Annotated in this window: 16 protein-coding genes; 13 read left to right on the forward strand and 3 right to left on the reverse strand. The window is 60.4% G+C overall.

Annotated elements, in window-relative coordinates:
* The first annotated feature begins 26 nt into the window (after positions 1-26).
* Positions 27-1,238, forward strand: coding sequence for a nuclear transport factor 2 family protein (locus ACVOLL_RS15180; RefSeq protein ID WP_481513640.1), 1,212 nt, complete (start codon positions 27-29; stop codon positions 1,236-1,238).
* Between the two features lie 190 nt (positions 1,239-1,428).
* Complete coding sequence (locus ACVOLL_RS15185; RefSeq protein ID WP_481513641.1) at positions 1,429-2,760, forward strand: S41 family peptidase; 1,332 nt, start codon at positions 1,429-1,431, stop codon at positions 2,758-2,760.
* 184 nt (positions 2,761-2,944) lie between these two features.
* On the opposite strand, the gene ACVOLL_RS15190 is transcribed toward ACVOLL_RS15185, so the two are convergent.
* A complete protein-coding gene (locus tag ACVOLL_RS15190) occupies positions 2,945-3,565 on the reverse strand; it encodes a hypothetical protein (RefSeq protein ID WP_481513642.1) in 621 nt (206 codons plus the stop codon).
* 239 nt (positions 3,566-3,804) lie between these two features.
* Here ACVOLL_RS15190 and ACVOLL_RS15195 point away from each other — a divergent pair, with 239 nt between their 5' ends.
* The 8 genes from ACVOLL_RS15195 to ACVOLL_RS15230 all read left to right on the forward strand — a co-directional run bounded on the left by ACVOLL_RS15195 (position 3,805) and on the right by ACVOLL_RS15230 (position 12,882).
* Positions 3,805-4,233 carry a hypothetical protein gene (locus ACVOLL_RS15195; RefSeq protein WP_481513643.1) on the forward strand — a complete coding sequence of 143 codons (429 nt, stop codon included), beginning with the start codon at positions 3,805-3,807 and terminating at the stop codon, positions 4,231-4,233.
* 269 nt (positions 4,234-4,502) lie between these two features.
* On the forward strand, positions 4,503-7,247 hold the full coding sequence (locus tag ACVOLL_RS15200; protein WP_481513644.1) for a type VI secretion system Vgr family protein: 2,745 nt from the start codon (positions 4,503-4,505) through the stop codon (positions 7,245-7,247).
* Complete coding sequence (locus tag ACVOLL_RS15205; protein WP_481513645.1) at positions 7,244-8,911, forward strand: hypothetical protein; 1,668 nt, start codon at positions 7,244-7,246, stop codon at positions 8,909-8,911. Before ACVOLL_RS15200 ends, ACVOLL_RS15205 begins: the two co-directional genes overlap by 4 nt.
* Positions 8,912-8,914: 3 nt before the next feature.
* On the forward strand, positions 8,915-10,027 hold the full coding sequence (locus ACVOLL_RS15210; protein ID WP_481513646.1) for a hypothetical protein: 1,113 nt from the start codon (positions 8,915-8,917) through the stop codon (positions 10,025-10,027).
* Between the two features lie 548 nt (positions 10,028-10,575).
* On the forward strand, positions 10,576-10,989 hold the full coding sequence (locus tag ACVOLL_RS15215; RefSeq protein WP_481513647.1) for an MAPEG family protein: 414 nt from the start codon (positions 10,576-10,578) through the stop codon (positions 10,987-10,989).
* A 332-nt stretch (positions 10,990-11,321) separates the two neighbouring features.
* On the forward strand, positions 11,322-11,774 hold the full coding sequence (locus ACVOLL_RS15220; RefSeq protein WP_481513648.1) for a VOC family protein: 453 nt from the start codon (positions 11,322-11,324) through the stop codon (positions 11,772-11,774).
* A gap of 196 nt (positions 11,775-11,970) precedes the next feature.
* A complete protein-coding gene (locus ACVOLL_RS15225; RefSeq protein WP_481513649.1) occupies positions 11,971-12,264 on the forward strand; it encodes a hypothetical protein in 294 nt (97 codons plus the stop codon).
* A 147-nt stretch (positions 12,265-12,411) separates the two neighbouring features.
* Positions 12,412-12,882, forward strand: coding sequence for a DUF1203 domain-containing protein (locus tag ACVOLL_RS15230; RefSeq protein WP_481513650.1), 471 nt, complete (start codon positions 12,412-12,414; stop codon positions 12,880-12,882).
* Between the two features lie 115 nt (positions 12,883-12,997).
* Here the strand turns inward: ACVOLL_RS15230 and ACVOLL_RS15235 are convergent, their stop codons facing one another.
* Positions 12,998-13,756 carry a DUF3011 domain-containing protein gene (locus ACVOLL_RS15235; protein ID WP_481513651.1) on the reverse strand — a complete coding sequence of 253 codons (759 nt, stop codon included), beginning with the start codon at positions 13,754-13,756 and terminating at the stop codon, positions 12,998-13,000.
* A gap of 356 nt (positions 13,757-14,112) precedes the next feature.
* On the opposite strand from ACVOLL_RS15235, the gene ACVOLL_RS15240 reads away from it, so the two are divergent.
* Positions 14,113-14,784 (forward strand): DUF4124 domain-containing protein, encoded by a 672-nt coding sequence (locus tag ACVOLL_RS15240; protein WP_481513652.1) that lies wholly within the window; start codon positions 14,113-14,115, stop codon positions 14,782-14,784.
* Positions 14,784-15,407 (forward strand): DUF4124 domain-containing protein, encoded by a 624-nt coding sequence (locus ACVOLL_RS15245; RefSeq protein ID WP_481513653.1) that lies wholly within the window; start codon positions 14,784-14,786, stop codon positions 15,405-15,407. Before ACVOLL_RS15240 ends, ACVOLL_RS15245 begins: the two co-directional genes overlap by 1 nt.
* Here the strand turns inward: ACVOLL_RS15245 and ACVOLL_RS15250 are convergent.
* On the reverse strand, positions 15,395-16,171 hold the full coding sequence (locus tag ACVOLL_RS15250) for an SDR family oxidoreductase (protein ID WP_481513654.1): 777 nt from the start codon (positions 16,169-16,171) through the stop codon (positions 15,395-15,397). The genes ACVOLL_RS15245 and ACVOLL_RS15250 overlap by 13 nt on opposite strands.
* A 95-nt stretch (positions 16,172-16,266) precedes the next feature.
* Between ACVOLL_RS15250 and ACVOLL_RS15255 the strand changes: the two genes are divergently transcribed.
* A complete protein-coding gene (locus tag ACVOLL_RS15255) occupies positions 16,267-16,503 on the forward strand; it encodes a hypothetical protein (protein ID WP_481513655.1) in 237 nt (78 codons plus the stop codon).
* Positions 16,504-16,700: the final 197 nt, after the last annotated feature.

The raw sequence follows: 16,700 nt of genomic DNA on the forward strand, positions 1-16,700 counted from the left end.
GGCACCCATCCTGCGGAGTCTCCTTCATGTCAGTAACGCGTTCCAAGCCGGCCACTGCCGGCGTGATATCGCTGCCAGCACGCCTCATCCGATGGTTCGCCGTCGCCAGCTTGGCACTGTGGTTCGGCGGGCTTGCACATGCCGATCCGGTCGCGGATCAACGTGAGATCTCCGCGGTCATCCAGGACTATCTGCGCGGCAGTTCCTACAACCAGCGCGATCGGCTCAGCCGCGCCTTCCATCCCGATGCGCGGCTATACCTGAGCCAGGGTACGGACGGCATGCGTGAGGTGGGCATCGCCGAATACACCAGCTGGTTTGGCAAGGAGCCGGGGCTGTTCAATGGCCGCATCGGTCGCCTGCTCGGTATCGAGGTCGAAGGCAATATCGCCACCGCCAAGGCGGAGATTTTGGTCAGCAGGGACCAGGCGCGCTTCGTCGATCTGTTCCTGCTGAAGAAGCTGGAAGGGCGCTGGCTGATCATCAGCAAAACCGCCACCCGCGAAACCGCGCCCGCCCATGGCCGCCAGGTGGTGCTGGCGGTGTCCAACGTGGACACCATGCCCGGCACCCGCCTGAGCGCCGGCAACAGTTTCCTGGAGCTGGTCCGCGCCTATGCCGGTTTCCGCGAGGCGGGCTACGGCGTGCAGTTCGTAAGCCCCGAAGGCGGGGCCGTGCCGCTGGCCTATATCGACACCAGCAACCCCGAACACAAAGCCGGCATCTACGACGCCGACCTGATGTGGGGGCTGGCCAACACGCGCCGGCCCGACGAGGTGACGGCCAGCGACTATTCCGCGCTGATGTACATCGGCGGCAGTGCCGCGATGTACGGCGTCGCCGAGCACCCGGGCATGCAATGGTTGGCGGTGCGCATCTACGAGCAACGGGGCGGCATCGTCTCGGCGGTGTGCCACGGCAGCGCAGGGCTGGTGAACCTGACCCTGTCCGATGGCTCCGCGCTGGTCAGCGGAAAGCGTGTCACCGGCTATCCCGATGCCTACGAGGATATGAGCGCCGCGTACTACAAGACCTTCCCGTTCTCGATCGAGCAACGCCTGCGCGGAAGCAAAGGCCAGTTCAGCTACGGCGCACGCAGCACATCGCATGTGGAAGTTGATGGCCGGCTCATTACCGGCATGAACTGGGAGTCCACCCGTGGCGTGGTGGCTGCGATCATCCAGCGCTTGGAAGCGGATAGTGCTGCACTACAAAACGCTGCCCAAGCTGGTGGTTGAGTAGGTGTAGTGAAGCGGGACTGCCCGCTGCTGGATAGGCGCGGGCAGGATCGATGACCATTCCGGATGAAGGTGGTTCCAGCCCATCACTTGCGGCACATCCCGTATCCATAGCCTGCCTGCAGGTCTTGTGGTGGAAGCAGGGCGTCTGAACTAGGATTGCGCTTCAAGTCGAACAAGGCAGTTGACTATGCATCGCTTGGCTTTTTTGCTTTCTGTTGTGTTCTTCAGCGGCTGTGCCCAGGCGGATACGGCTTGGCGGGGCACCAGCACCCAGTCGCTGGTCAGCGGCTCCGGTGATATTTCGGAAGCCGGTGGCGCGGCAGTTGCTTTGTCCGCAGAGTCGACAGGGGAAAAACAGTTCGTCGGCGCCATTACCACGATTGACGCAGCGGCCTTTCAGGGACGGGAAGTAGTTCTCACCGGCACGCTTCTGGTCAAAAGCGGCACCGGCAACGCTGCGCTCTGGGTCCGCGCGGACGGCCCCGAAGAGCCTCTGGCCTTTGCAAGCACGGGTGACCAACCTGTGCGCCTCAATGAGGGTTCCCAGCCCAGAGAGGCCCGGCTCTACATCCCGTCAGGGGCGACCAGTCTCAAGCTTGGGGTGACACTTGGCAGTGCCGGGCGCGTAGATGTGGGGCACCTCACGCTCAAAGCCGAGAGTGCAACTTCGAGCAGCGTATCCGCCTATGACATGCTCGATCACGCCATTTCCGTGATTCGCGCGAATGCGCTGAACGCAAACCGTGTGGACTGGACGACCGAGCGGAAGTCACTCCTGACCGCAGACTTGAAGAGACTTCCAGCACAGGCGGCCTACAGCAGGATCCAGACGGTTTTGACTGCGCTTGCAGACCAGCATAGCTCCGTGCAAGCGCCCAGTGCCGTTTCGACCTATCGCGCAGGTGCAGTCGCAACGCAGGCCGTAGAAGCCAAGCCAATGCAGGACATCGGCTATCTGTTGGTGCCGGGTCTGCGCGGCTCTGATCCAGGCGCTGGCGAAGCCTTCAGTACTCAACTTTGTGAGCACATCGCAGGCTTGGCGAAGACTGCAAGCAAGGGGTGGGTCATCGACCTTCGTGACAACACCGGGGGCAATATGTGGCCGATGATCAAGGGGCTGCGGCCACTGTTGGGTGACGCCGATCTTGGTGCATTCCGGGACCGCAATGGTGTGGCAACGGCGTGGCGCGCTGAGCCGTCCAAGGCGTGCGACGTCGATCTTTCCCACAGCCGCGTCGCCGTGCTTCTGGGTCCCAGGACGGCAAGCTCAGGCGAGGCGGTGGCGGTCGCGTTTCAAGGCCGCCCTGGTACCAGCTTCTTCGGGCAGCCGACGGCGGGACTCTCGACGGCCAACCAGTCGTTTGCGCTTCCTGACGGCGGTGCTCTTGCATTGACTACAGCGGTATTTCTCGACCGTACGGGAGTCGCGTATCTGCAAGGTATACAGCCCGAAAATCCCGTGCCCCGCGATCAGGATGCAGTTGCAGCAGCGGCAGCGTGGTTGCGCTCGCAGCCTTGATGGTGTGCTGCCGGCTGGAGCACGAAACCGGGGTCAGAGTCGAATTGTTTGAAGACGGAACCAAGTGCTCTACCAGAATGGCCACAGCTTGACGTCGTGAGGAAGCCGAAACCGGCTTTTCAGTTGACGGCTGGAGGTGATGCCGTGCTACTCGTTGGTGCATACAGGCCGTCGTAGCCGGGTATCACTCCAACTGCCGGCAGGTAACCCCGCTTGTCGCCAACATGCCGATTGTCCGGAATCGACGTGATGCCGCATTCCGGCACACCCAGGCTGTGCCGGCAGGTCCGCGCACGTAGACGCTGTGTGGATTCAGGTCAGATAGGAGGTATCCGGCAGGCTCATAGTCGGGTACTGAAGGTCTGCCCTTCTCACGGCTTGCATGGACGTTGCCCAGCAGGGCAATCACCACAGGCATCTGGTCGTTTACTGCCCTGATGCGCATGGCCATGCCCGCGTCCCTCGATCCTGCGATGTCACCGTCTACGGCCAACACGCTGATTCGCGCTCCTTCCGCACGAAGTGCTCGCAGCCGATGCAGCAGTTTCAGCATGGCCGTGCTGGATCGCCCATCCTGGGACGGGCGTGCCCAGAATTGGCTGGCTAGAAGTGCCCCCTGATCTGCATCTGAGCCTTCGCTCATCAGGAACTGATCGAGCCTTGCCTGCTCTTCTGTCGGAACCTCCAGTGCCACTACAACTGGGTTTGCTGACTTTGCGCTGGCGCAGGCCAAGTCGCCAATCAGTGCCGGTGCCTCGTTGGTGCCATGGACTTCACCTACCAGCAGCAGGCTTGCAGAGGGCATGTTGAGAGGCCAGCTGCATGCGGTGATCTCATCGGCTAGAGCAAGGTCATATGCGAGTGCACTTGACGCCAGGAGTAGAAAGGAAGGAGTGACTTCATGTCGAGACCCTTTGTGCAGGTGCACCCATGGCGAGTTCGATACTGTACACGGCTGCAGTAAAGCACTGTCCTGGAATGATCAGGGTGTGACAATGGTGGTATCGGCTTCGCTTCTTCTCCTTTGATCGGCTCGGTAACGTTATGACCAAACTTCTCATGACAAGAATCGATGTGCCCCGCTGGGCACGCCCGTTCGCAATCGATATCGATACCAAGTTTGAAGGGCGGGTCTATCAAGCCGCCAAGTCTCAGATGAGTGATATCCAAGAAGCGGCTCATCGTCTTATCCAGCGCTACCTCGATGAGGTTTCTGCCGACACGCCATTTCCTGAGAAGGCGAGAATGACCGGTGATTACTACATCTCCGAACAGCGCTACGGTCTTTCGGCGAGTAGCGTTCGCCAAGAAGCGAGCGAGCATCGGCTTAGTTTGTTTGCGCGCTGCCTGGAGCATCCATTCGCACAGCTCCAAACAGACTTTGACTACCTCGGGCTTGAGGTTTATTTCCTGTGGAACGAGGAGAGCGGAAAGTTCGAGGCCACCGATGATATCGACTCAAGCTCGATCTGAGCAGGGCGTCAGGCGAGGGAGCGTGCTTGCTGCTTGCTGTATTCGTGAAAGCTGAGCTATCTCACTTGGATCCTTTCATCGCGTGGCCGAGCCGCCATCGCCATCATCTGCAATGACGGACTTCAGGTCAGCAGTACTGACAGATTTCACGGGAAACGTCTCAAAAGTATCGCTTCAGGGTCAAATCACCTTAGTGCTATGGCTTAATCGGGCCGCGCTCGCGATGAGGTAAATCGTGCGCATCTCGCCCTGATCAAGAGTCTGTCGATATGGATATCCGACGCTCGGCAATGCTCGCCTCGCTGGCGAGCTTGTCGCACCACAATCGCTTGATCCAACTACAAGGTCCGCATGACGGCCTGGTGGTGGAACGGTTCGAAGGACAAGAGAGCGTCTGTGGCGAACACCGCCTGCAGATTGATTGCCTCTCCACCGATGCATTTCTCGACATCGATCCCTGGCTGGAACAGCCGCTGATCCTGCAGTTGCGCGTAGCCGATGGCTCGCTGCGGCGGTGGCATGGCCTGTGTACTGAAGTTGCTCAGCTTGGCAGCGATGGTGGTTTGGCCCGCTACCAACTGGTGCTTGAACCTTGGACCGCCTTGCTGCGCTTGCGTCGCAACGCGGTGATCTTTCAGGATGTTGATGTGCGCGGCGTCTGCGAGCGGATCTTTGCCGACTATCCGCAGGCGTCCTTTCGCTTCGACGTGGAAGCGGCGCTGCCACAGCGGCCCATCATCACCCAGTTCCGCGAGACCGACTGGGAGTTCGTCACCCGTCTGCTGGCCGAAGTCGGCTTGGCGTGGCGCATCGAGCAGGCGCAAGGCGGCGAGGGCGCGCACACGCTGGTAGTGTTTGGGCCGGAGGCGGAGCTCACTGATGTAGGTCCCATGCGCTTTCATCGTATTGCCGCCTCTGAATCCGCCGATGGCATCAGCGCATTTTCCGAGCGTCAGCAATTAGTGGCCAACAGCAGCACGGTTGGTAGCTGGCACAGCGAGCAGATCAAAGCTGTCTCAGCGCAGGCAACTGGGGCAAGCGGTGACCTGCCTGCGCTTGAGGTCTATGTGCAGCCACGGGCTGGCCGCTTCGCCGAATCGAGCTGGGCACTAAGCGAAGCGCAGGCACGGTTGGATGCGTTGCGTGTATCGCAGGTGCTGTACAGCGGTAGTGGTAGTGAGCGACGGCTGGCAGCTGGCAGTCGCTTCAGTCTTGTCCAACACCCGCAGCATGAAGCGCAGGCGTTCCAGCTGCTGGTAGTGCACCACGCGGCGGTCAACAACCTGGAAAGCGGCATCGCCGAGCTGCTCGGTCACAGCGAATTGGAGCGCGGCAGCTACCGCAACCAGTTCCTCGCCACCGACGCTTCGGTTCCGGTGCGTGCGCTGCCGCAGGATCGCCCCAGCCTGCACGGCCCACAGACTGCGCGAGTGGTTGGTGTGGCCGACGCCGCGCTCAGCCCCAATCGCGAACATCAGGTGCGCATCCAGTTCAGCTGGCAGCGCGGCAGCGCGCCCAATCCGGGCGGCCTGAGCGACACCGGCAGCAGCCAGTCCGGGCACGCGCCCGGCGATCAGACCAGCGGCAGCTGGGTGCCGGTCGTCGAATGGATAGCCGGGCCAAACTGGGGAACCGCATTCCTGCCGCGCATCGGCAGCGAAGTGCTGGTGGAGTTCCTGCACGGCGATATCGACCAGCCACGCATCACCGGCCAACTGTACAACGGCGAAGTGGCCCCGCCGTTTGGCGGCGGTATCGATGCGCAGGCACAGCATCCCGGCGTGCTCAGCGGCCTGCACACCGAAGCACACGATGGCAGCGGCACCCAGCAATGGGTGATCGATGATACGCCCGGCCAGCTGCGTACGCGTTTGCATAGCTCATTGGCCGATAGCCGCCTGGAGCTTGGCTATCTGATCCAGCACCAGAACAAAACGCGCGGTGCACTGCGCGGCGAAGGCTTTGAGCTAGCAACGCAGGGCTGGAGCAATGTGCATGCCGGCGAAGGTCTGCTGCTGTCGGCCAGTACCCAGCAACACGCCGCATCCACTGTGATGGACAACGCCGAAGTCGTCGCCCAGCTCAAAGGTGCCGAGCGTAGCCTGGAGCAGATGCAGCAGACCTTGCAGCAACAGCAAGTGCCCGGACTATCCGCGTGGCAGAGCACCGGCCTGCTGCGCGAGCTGGCCGACCCGCGCGCCGACGGGAGGTTTGAAGGCGAGGTCAATAGGCAATCGCCATTCAAACCCCGCGATGGGCGCAACCCCGGTGAAGAACCTGTTGAGCGCTACGCCAAGCCGCTACTGATGGCCGAAGCGCCCAATCACATCGCATGGACCACGCCAGCAAGCGCCATCGCCTACGCCGGCCAGAATCTGCAGTTCACCGTGCAACAAGATCTGCACGTCGGCAGCGGCGAAACCATCGCCACCGTCTCCGGTGGGCAGGTATCACTGTTCGCACAAAGCGGGCCGGTACGGGTGATCGCCGCCAATGGTCCGGTAAGCCTGCAGGCGCACGACGGGGAGCTGGAAGTGTTGTCCGAGCAGGCGATCACCATCACTGCTACGGACAGCCGCATTGATGTGCTCGCGAAGAACAAGATCGTGCTGCAGGCGGGTAGTAGCTCTATCACGCTGGAATACGGTGATATCACTTTCATTTGTTTGGGGGAGTTCAAGGTTAAAGCCGGGGATCATGCGTTCTTGGGCGGAGCGAATGTTGAGCCATTCCTGCCGCCGCTGCCTTCCGGCGGCGTCTCGGTGCCTGACTGGATCGCGCTGGACTACCGCGACATGGAGACACTTCAAGCCATGGCCGGAACTGCCTACGAAATTCAGTTCAAGGGTGGCTCGGTCATAAAGGGTGAACTGGACGATGAGGGGCGAGCGCATCACGAGCCGATTCCCTATCGGGATGTGAAGGAGGTGATCTATCACCCGGCAAGGCCGGACGCAGAGGTGGCTACTCCGGATCTGGAGTTGATTGCTGATCCAAGAAGGGGAAAGCCATGACTGATGTGCGCCGCGAGCAGCAACCCAATCAGGCGGAGCCGGTAACGCTGCTGCAACTGCGTGAAGCATTAGCGTTCATTACGGATCAGTACGACAACCTTGTCGACGGTAGTAAGAACGTCTTTCTCTGGTTGTGGGAAGCGCTGCAGGGAGATTTCAACCAGCAGCGCAGTGTTGGGCAAGTGACCTTTGACGCAGCAATTTCAATGATTCCTGGCGTGGACCAAGTCTGCGACGTCCGCGACATCATTGCCAACTGCAAGGAAATCAACAAAGACAGCAGCAATTCATGGGCATGGGTGGGCTTGGTGCTCACCTTGATAGGCCTGTTTCCGTCGCTCGGCTCGTTGATCAAAGGGGTGTTGAAAATATTCTTCCTCTACGTTCGCCGCTTTGGCATAAATCATGTGGTACAGGCAGTGGATGGAGCGATGGGCGTCGTAGTCATGCTGCTGCGCCGCAGGGAAGTAGCTCGCTACTGGCGCCACCTGCGCTGGGATCGGGTGTTTCATGAGCTGGCAATACAGGTTCGAGCTGTTCGCAACATGATCAATACCACCAGGATACTTGCGGCCTTTGATCGGGGTATCGCGCTTATGCGCAACCTGCTCAAGTGGGTTGCGGATGTACCTTTCATCGGTACTGGGCCCAAGGCGATGGTCGACATGGTGGTTGGCGTTCGCGCCATGATCACCGGGCGGACTGAGGAAGCGCTCAAGCCTGTGTATCTAATCTTCGACACCATCATTCGTCGCCTTGAGTTCGAGGATCTACTTCAGCGGCGCGCAATTATGAATTCTGGGAATGTGCACTTCCGTGGCGCGTTGCCGGAGGTGCATTCCATTGCGTTGATGCGCAGGGCCAGTCCGCAGCCGTCTTGGTTGAGTAGGGGTGCACCAAAGAAAAACAAGCAGTTGGACCCTGATGCTGAGCGAGATGATGTTATAGCCGCTGCGAAAGACGACGATTTTCCGATGCTGAGCGATGGGCAAATAGAGAGCTTTTCAAAAGGCATGACCCGCGTAACGCTGAAGGGTCCTGTGAAGCTATATCGCATTATTTCGCCGTCAAACTCAGCGGCAGGTTCCGATTGGTTCAGTGAGGAGGTGTTCAACGCCTTCATGAAGTCGCCCGATCCAAAAGCTATGTGGCGGAAAAACTTGGCGGTTTGGCCTGATTGGAATCCGGATAGTCAGTTCGTCATCTATGAGTTGAAGGCGGGCGAGTCGCTCAACGTATATCGAGGGCCTGCATCGGCGCAGGTGAAGTTGCCAGGTGCTGGTAGTCCAGGTTTGCCTGGCCATTATCTGGAGGGTGGAATGGAGCAGATCAAGTTTGACGCAAGTATCGCCTATGATGCGAGCGGGAAGATACCTCGAGGGGCGGACACAAGACCGTTGAAAACCAGCGGAGATGACATGAGTTACTACGATGTCGATCAGAGCACTGGTGTACTGTCGCCCAATAGAAACATGACGTATGACATTTGGAAAAAACTGTCCGCTAGCGACCAAGTTAAGTGTGTTGGGGTCAGGGATAAGATAAACAACCCACGTATCACCGGCCCTTACGATACCAATTGGGGAAGTACGGACTTCGATACGCAGATTGACAATGTTGCGTTGGGATTGCCAAATCTCCCCGGCCAAAGAACGAGATCTTGAACCATGCAGAGCAAGTATATCGAGCTCAATCCTTGGCATAGGCGCCAGGCTGCTTTGATCCTGCACTTTACTTCCAATGAGTACATTCAGGAGATGCTATCCCAGATTGATGCTCTTATTCGTAAAGTGGACAGGATGCTGGAAGAGCGGCTGCCGGTGGATGCGGTGGGACTGGCTGTGGCAAATTGGGATTCAACAGATACCGCAGCGCATTTCTCGACGCTTGCTTTTCCTGCGTTGCAAGACTATCGCGAAGCGACGGCTTACATGTTAGCCATGCGTGCTAGCGAGTTCTACAGCGCGGGCGGGGAAAATCAATGCTCCCGCATGCTTGATGAGTATGGTCATTCCATGCTGTGGGCAACGCCGGAACAGGAGAATTTTTTCAGGGACGAGATCGAGCGAATTTTTCGTTATGGAGGAAAACTTAATGCTGTTGCAAAGCGCCCTTCCACAATAAGTGATTTCTGGTTCTGGATCGTGTGGGGTCAGGGAAGTATCGATCGAAGCAGGATACCCCGCTTCCGTGTTCGAATGGATATCGTCGCGCGCAGTGACGAAGCGGTACCTCGCACTGGGATCTACGTGTGCAAGGACGACCCCTATGCTGCACTGCAGTTTGCATGGACCGGTGGATATGGAGGCCTTGGTCCAGCCGTTACATTCAATGCGTTTGGGCGCGATCTGTTGCGGCGCGTGGGGCGCAACGGGCTTTGGGATGACAAAGAAAGGCTTTGGAAGATTCTGGAAGAGAACCGCCACGTCGCCGAGTTCAGCTGGAGTGAGGAGCAGGTGCGCAGAAAGGAGTATGTGGCGACATATTTGGCAAGGGAAGCTTTTGATGAGCGGCCAAGCGAGTGGTACTACGTGGAGTTAATCGAAGGCGAGTACGAAGAGATCGATGGAACGTACGCCGGTGTCGGCAGTGCATCCGTTCAATCAGGTCGTGTGCCAGCTGGCAAACCAGTGCCAACGAGCGGCTGGTGGTACAGCCCTGCACATGGCGAGCGCCGCTACTTCAAGCAGAATGACGTATTCCCCTCCATCAATAACAGTGATTGGGGCGATACGTTCTGGTTGTGGGCACTGGATCAGTCGACCCCGAAACTCGGTTGAGGAAAGGTGGAATCTGGTTCGCTTTGACCCACCCCCTGTTCCAGGGGGCAACTCAGCGCTTGGGTGGGGCGTTGTCAGCAGGTGTGGGATTTTTGGGAGCTGCGGTGTAGGGAGCGAAGTTGGTTGTGGTGGGTGTTTGGCGGCTCGTTGCGCTGATGGTGTTCTTGCTTCGCGGCTTACGCCGCTCCTACAAATGATGCTGGAGGGCCTTATCAGAACGCAGCTTTCAAGCGCCCGCAGGTGGATTTCGCTACTTCTGTGCTCATGTTCTTCGCGTGAGAAAGCATGTGCTTTTTCTAAATGACGACCTGAGGGGACGAACAGGGATAGCCGGTGACCGCTGGCTGCGATATGGGTTTGCTTCTCTGCGTTGCGTCTAAGCGTTCGGCCCAACGTCGATGCGGGTTCAGTAATAGCAGTTTCGTGTTGGGTGCAGGCGGTTTACCAATGTGGGGGCGACGCGCCAGAATGCAGCGCTGGGCTCAGAGGCCACACGGGCATCCAGCTGATAGTTTCGCGAGGATCCCAACTTTCACGGAGTGATAGCAATGGCTTCGCCAAGTCTGATCGCACTCACCTTGTTTGTCGTATGGGCGCTGGTTCTTATGGCGCTCATGGAAGTCATCAGGTCAAAGCTCGCCCTTCAAGGGACAGTTCCGGCGAATGAGTTCAGGCCGGACAACGCGAATCTTTCTCCGTTCATGCAACGGCTGGCGCGTGCTCACGCGAACTGCATCGAGAACATCCCGGTTCTGGGTGGTTTGTTGCTGATCGCAATTGTCAGCGGGCATGAACACATTACCGATCCGCTGGCCTACGTACTGGTGGCGGCGCGTTTCGTGCAGTCGCTGATCCATCTGGCGTCATCTTCTTCGGCAGCAGTGACGCTGCGGTTCGTCGCATTCATCACTCAACTAGTGATTGGCCTGTACTGGTCTTTCAAGCTGCTCACTTCGATTTGACTGCCAACTGGTGACTACCTTGCCACCATGCGCCTGCGTGCCAAGGACGCTTTGCAGCTGATTCTTCACTTGGGTGCAAAGGTAAGTGAACGGTTGCAGTCGATGCCATCGTCTACCCGGGCAGCTACTCATGTGGCTTGGGCCGGGGAGGGCATCGGTACGCCTCAGTGGCTCGGGCGATATGGACAGGTAGGCCGCTGCGCTCACAGCGGTAGCCCGGCAAAGCGTCAAGCATGTGCCGGTCGTTTACAGCTACCCCGCCATCGCCCCAATGTGTCAACGGAAGCTGATCAGCCGGTTTCTACCCTGGTGCCAAGGAACGAGGAATGTGTATGACGGTCAAGCGCTTGGACAACATCGGCATCGTTGTAGAGAACCTGGACGGTGCCATTGATTTCTTCAGCGAACTCGGCCTCAGCCTCGAAGGCCGCATGACGATCGAAGGCGAGTGGGCGGGCCGTGTTACTGGCGTGCGTGATCAGTGTGTGGAGATTGCGATGATGCGCACTCCCGACGGCCATAGCCGGCTGGAGCTCTCACGCTTCGACGCGCCCGCGATCGCGTCCGATCACCGAACGGCACCGGTGAACTCCCTGGGCTATCTGCGTGTCATGTTCACGGTGGAGAACCTTGAAGAAACACTTGCTCGGCTTGGCAGGCTGGGCGCGACGGTGGTTGATGAGGTGGTCAACTACCAGGATACGTATCGGCTCTGCTACATCCGTGGTGTCGAGGGAATTCTGATCGGGCTTGCCCAGGAGCTGGCGCACCCGCATACGCAGTGAGAGTGGTTGAAGAACGGCGTGCCTCCGCGCTGATTGCCACATCACATGGCGGGCGCGACTCATGCGCTGGCGTGGCCGGCCGTTGGCTCAGACCGGCCAGAGGGGATTGGATTTGCGCAGGTCGTGCGTTTGGCTTGACGGCCCACTGGCGCGCTGTGACTATCCACGTATTCATCATGGCTACCAGGGTTCCACCATGTCTGGCTTGCTCGGCGGGTTGATTGAGGGAATTGTGGATTTCGTTACCGATATATGGGTGTTGCGCAGGCAGCGCTCAGGCAGGAATCGGCGGGAAAACACTTTGGGGAAAGATGCTGCTGACATGGCGTTGTTCAACGTCTGGGCCATGGTGCTGTCGTTCCTTGCGTTCACCTGCTTTGCAGTGATGTTCTTTGCCGCCAATCTGCCGTTGTGGATCAGCTTGCTACCGGTGGTGGCGGTGATTGCATACCTTGTCTATCGCTGGTTTGCGTTGGTGCGAGCCGAATAGGAAGCGCGTGGCAGGAATGCGGTCGGTACAGAAGCGAACCCGTCCTCATTCGTTCTTCTGGCCTGAGTGCAATGGCAGGTCCGATTCTGGCGAGCATTGGTTCGCCGGCAAGGCCACGCTGCAGGGCCATGATCATTTGGAATCGGTATGGCTTCCTTTCTGCTGCGCGGTCTGAATCCAGAACCTTTTGCTGAACTATTCCATCTTGACGATGCGGTGCTTGCAGCACGGCAGATGCAACGCGTCACTGCGATGGCGGCGTCGGGGTTTCCGTGCCGGGTGAGCCTTGCTGATGCCGAGATAGGTGACGAATTGTTGCTGCTGCCGTACCAGCATCAGCCGGCTGATTCGCCGTATCGGGCCAGTGGGCCTGTTTTTGTCCGTCGTGGTGTGTCGCGCGCGGAGCTGATGGTCGACGAGGTGCCGCTGCAAGTGCAGCGCCGCTTGATGTCGTTGCGAGCCTACAACGCAGAGGATCGGATCATATTTGCCGAGGTCTGCGATGGGCTCAACGTTGCCGAGTGGTTGCAGCAGGCATTTGATGACGCTGCCGTGGCCTATGTGCATCTGCACTTTGCGCGCTATGGCTGTTATTCCTGTCGGGCAGACCGGGTTTGAAAGCAATTGCCGAGCTTGGCTCGGCACTATCTGCTTCGCACCCTCCCTTTCGTGTAGCGAAGGGGAGGGGTAAGCGCTTTGCCGGCCGATGCAGCCACGAAGCATTCCGTATCTTTCAGCGCTTCGCTCGCATACGCGTCAATGATTCAACCAAACCATCATTGCGCACCATGCACAGGAAGCGCCCATCGGGATAGTCAATGATCAGCTCGGTTACCTCGTCGTTGACTGGAACTCGAACCACCACGGTGCCCTGCGCGTTCGCCCGCATATTGCATGCACCCAGCAGCTCGCTTCCAGCACCAGTGCCTGCAGCGTGTTGCGCTGGACGCCCGTTACCCGCGTTGCTGAAGACCGCGCGGCAACCATCCTTGACCCAGACCGAGTGGTGGTAAAGCCCCCAGTTCTGGTTCTGCACACACTCGGTATGGCTGAGCTGGCGGACCAGGCGCACGTCGCCATGGGTATCCATCTCGCATTCGGTCTGCGCCTTGCCTACGGACTCGCAGGTGACTTCATGCGGCAAGGCTCTGTCGCGGGCCGGTGCGGCTTCCGCTGGCGCTGAATTGAGGCTGCAGATGCCATTGCGGCCGCCAGCGCCGGTATAGGAAACCTGGGTGCCGCCATCGGCCGAACGGGAGATCGACAAGGTCACGCCGCTACTGGAGTCGCGGGCTTCGTAGTAGTTGTCGTTGAAGCGCTTGAGCGTGGTTTCCTTGCCGTTGAGGTAGACAGGGCCGCCGTCGTCGGCATGGATTTCCAGCCCGCCCGGACAGCTGCCGTTGAGCAATGGGATGGCTGCGTTGGCAGATTCTGCGAATGCGACCCCGGCGAAGGGGAGTGCCGCGACCATCAGCAAAGCTGATCTGTTCATGGGGTGTCCGCAGGGTGAATTTTGCGCAGCCTAGCACCCGTTGCTCTGTGCTGGTGAAGGTTGCGGTTTGCGGCAGGCGCGGGAGCGCGGAGCCATGCGCAGACAAGGCGTCACCTGTAGTGGGGGGGGGGGGGGGGGGGGGGGGGGGGGGGGGGGGGGGGAGGGGGGGGCGGGGGGGGGGGGGGGGGGGCGGGGGGAGCCGGGCGGGCGGGGGGGGGACAGGGGGGGGGGCGAGGGCCCGCCCCGCGCCGCCCCGCCCCGTCCCCCCCCCCCCCACTACAGGTGAAGCCTCAGCCGAGCATGGCTCGGCTCTACAGGGGCGTTTCCCAAGGCGGCCACCGTGGCACACTGCCGATATGCGCGCTCGCCTGCCCCTGCTCGGTTGCCTGATCTGGATGCCCGGCGTGGCCCTGGCGGTTGATCCACCTCCCGCCAGCTCGACGGACAATGTCCGCATCTACCGCTGTGTTGGCAGCAATGGCGCGGTATCGCTGCAGGATGCCCCCTGCACCAAGGCCACCCAGCAGCAGGTGCTGGATATGACGCGACCGAAGGATCCACCACCTCGGCAGGCCTCCACAGCACCAACACCAACTACCGCACCTGTGATTCAGCGCGAGGTGCGGGTGGTCACGGTGCAGCCGCCACAACCGATGTACGAGTGCGTCACCAGCGAAGGCGAGCGTTATACCAGCGACAACAACGAAGGCAATCCACGCTGGGTACCAACCTGGGGCTATGCCTACCCGACCCATCACGGTCCCGGCCATGGTGGCCCGCGCCCGCCGCGCCCTCCCGGCGGTGGCGGTATCCCATGGCGAGCAGGTGTCGCGGTTCCGATGGGCTCGGTGCTGGTGCGCGACAGCTGCCATGCCCTGCCACCGCAGGAAGTCTGCGCGCGGCTGCGTGATCGTCGCTGGGAACTGATCCGTCGCTACAACAGCGCGTTGCAGAGCGAGCGCCAGGAATTGACGCGCGAACAGCGCGGCATCGACGCACGACTTGAACAGGATTGCGGGGGAACCTGATGCGGTGCCTGATCGTGCTTCTACTTCTGGCCAGCGCCAGTGCACAGGCCGGCGAGATCGTGTTCTACCGCTGCACTGATGCCGCTGGCGCGCTTACCGTGCAGAACATGCCCTGTCCCAAGGGCACGCAGCAGCAGAGTAAAAAAGTCATGCAGGCGGTGGAAACCCCGCCACCTCCGCCGCCGTTTGCCAACCCGGCGCCCGCATCGCTACCGCAACTGATTGCGGCACCCGCTGCGGCGGCGGCACCCGAACCGACGAAGGCCACCGCCGTTGTGACAGCGCCACCGGTTCCGTTGCCCGAGCTGTTCCAGTGCCGCACCCGCGAAGGCCAGAACTACTTCAGCGAAACCAGCGAGCCGCCGTCGCGCTGCGTGACCATGCAGGTCACCGGGCTGGACGGCAACCCGAACACCGGTGCCGGTGATGCCTGCGAAGTGGTCCGCGACACCTGCACGGCAGTCGACCCGGCACAGCTGTGCGCTACCTGGCAGCAATGGGCAAACGAAGCCGAATCGGAATGGCGTTTTGCCGCGGCCAGCCAAGCCGAGACGCTACAAAAGAAATACCTCCGCCTGCAGTCGCTGCTGGCTGGCAGCGACTGCAGCACTCAGAAGCCGTAACGCAGGAAGCCGCCGTCCACCGCGATGCATTCGCCGGTCACATAACTCGATGCCGGCAGGCACAGGAAGCTCACTGCGGCCGCTACTTCTTCCGGCTCACCGATGCGTCGCATCGGCGTGCGCGCGATCACTTCATCGTAGTAGTCAGCATCGGACAACGGCCCAGAGGTGCGGCGGGTGCGGATGTACCACGGTGCCACCGAATTGACGCGGATGCCGTCCTCGGCCCACTCGCAGGCCAGGTTGCGGGTCATCTGCTGCATCGCCGCCTTGGTCATGCCGTAGACCACGCCGCTGCGCACATGGGTGATGCCGGAGACGCTGCCGACGTTGACGATGGCCGAGGACGCGTGCCGGGTCAGCAGCGGATGCGCGTAGCGACACAGCTCGAATGCCGAGAACAGGTTGGTCTCGAAGATCCCACGCCATTCGTCTTCGGAATACTCGGTCGCCGCCTTGGTGGTATTGCCGCCGGCGTTGTTGACCAGGATGTTCAGGCCATCGCTGTGGTCTTCAACCCAATCGAGGATCTCCTGCCGATCCTGGTCATCGCTGACGTCGGCTGACAGCGCATGGATGGCACGCTCGGGAAACGCATCCGCCAACTCATCGCGTGCGGTTTCCAGCGCATCGGTATCGCGCCCGACGATCAGCACATCGGCACCGAAACCCAGCAGTTCACGTGCGATTGCCAGGCCAATGCCGGCACTGGCTCCGGTGACCAAGGCGGTTTGCCCATCCAGGCGCCAACGCTGCGGGTTCATTGTGTTTCCTCATCGATGCGGGGTGCGGCGCCCGTGAAAGGACGCTGCGGGAAGATGGGGCTAGGATAGCTGCCTGAGCCCAGCGGAGCATGCCAATGAAGCGTCTTTCCCTGTTGATGGTGCCGTTGCTGCTTGCGCTGGCAGCGTGCAAGCCGCAAGCACCAGACACCGAACGCCGTCCCGATCCGCAGGCCACCGCGCTGCGTGATGCGATGAAGAAAGATCTGGACCAGGCCAAAGCCACCGCAGCGGCGGCCGAGCAGGCCAGCAAGGCGCAGAAGGCCGAGTTGGATGCGGCGGTTGGAGCAGCCGATACCGCTACCGCCAAATAGCGCGTCACCTGTAGTGCCGAGCCATGCTCGGCAGGGGCATTACCGCGAAAACCCACATGTAGTGCCGAGCCATGCTCGGCAATAGGCCCTACCGGTAACGCCTCTGCCGAGCATGGCGCGGCACTACAGAGGCATTGCTTGGAAAGCCCCTGCCGAGCATGACTCGGCACTACAGGGCAGAAACGACAACGCCGCCC

This window comes from Stenotrophomonas sp. STEN035 (assembly GCF_056759935.1).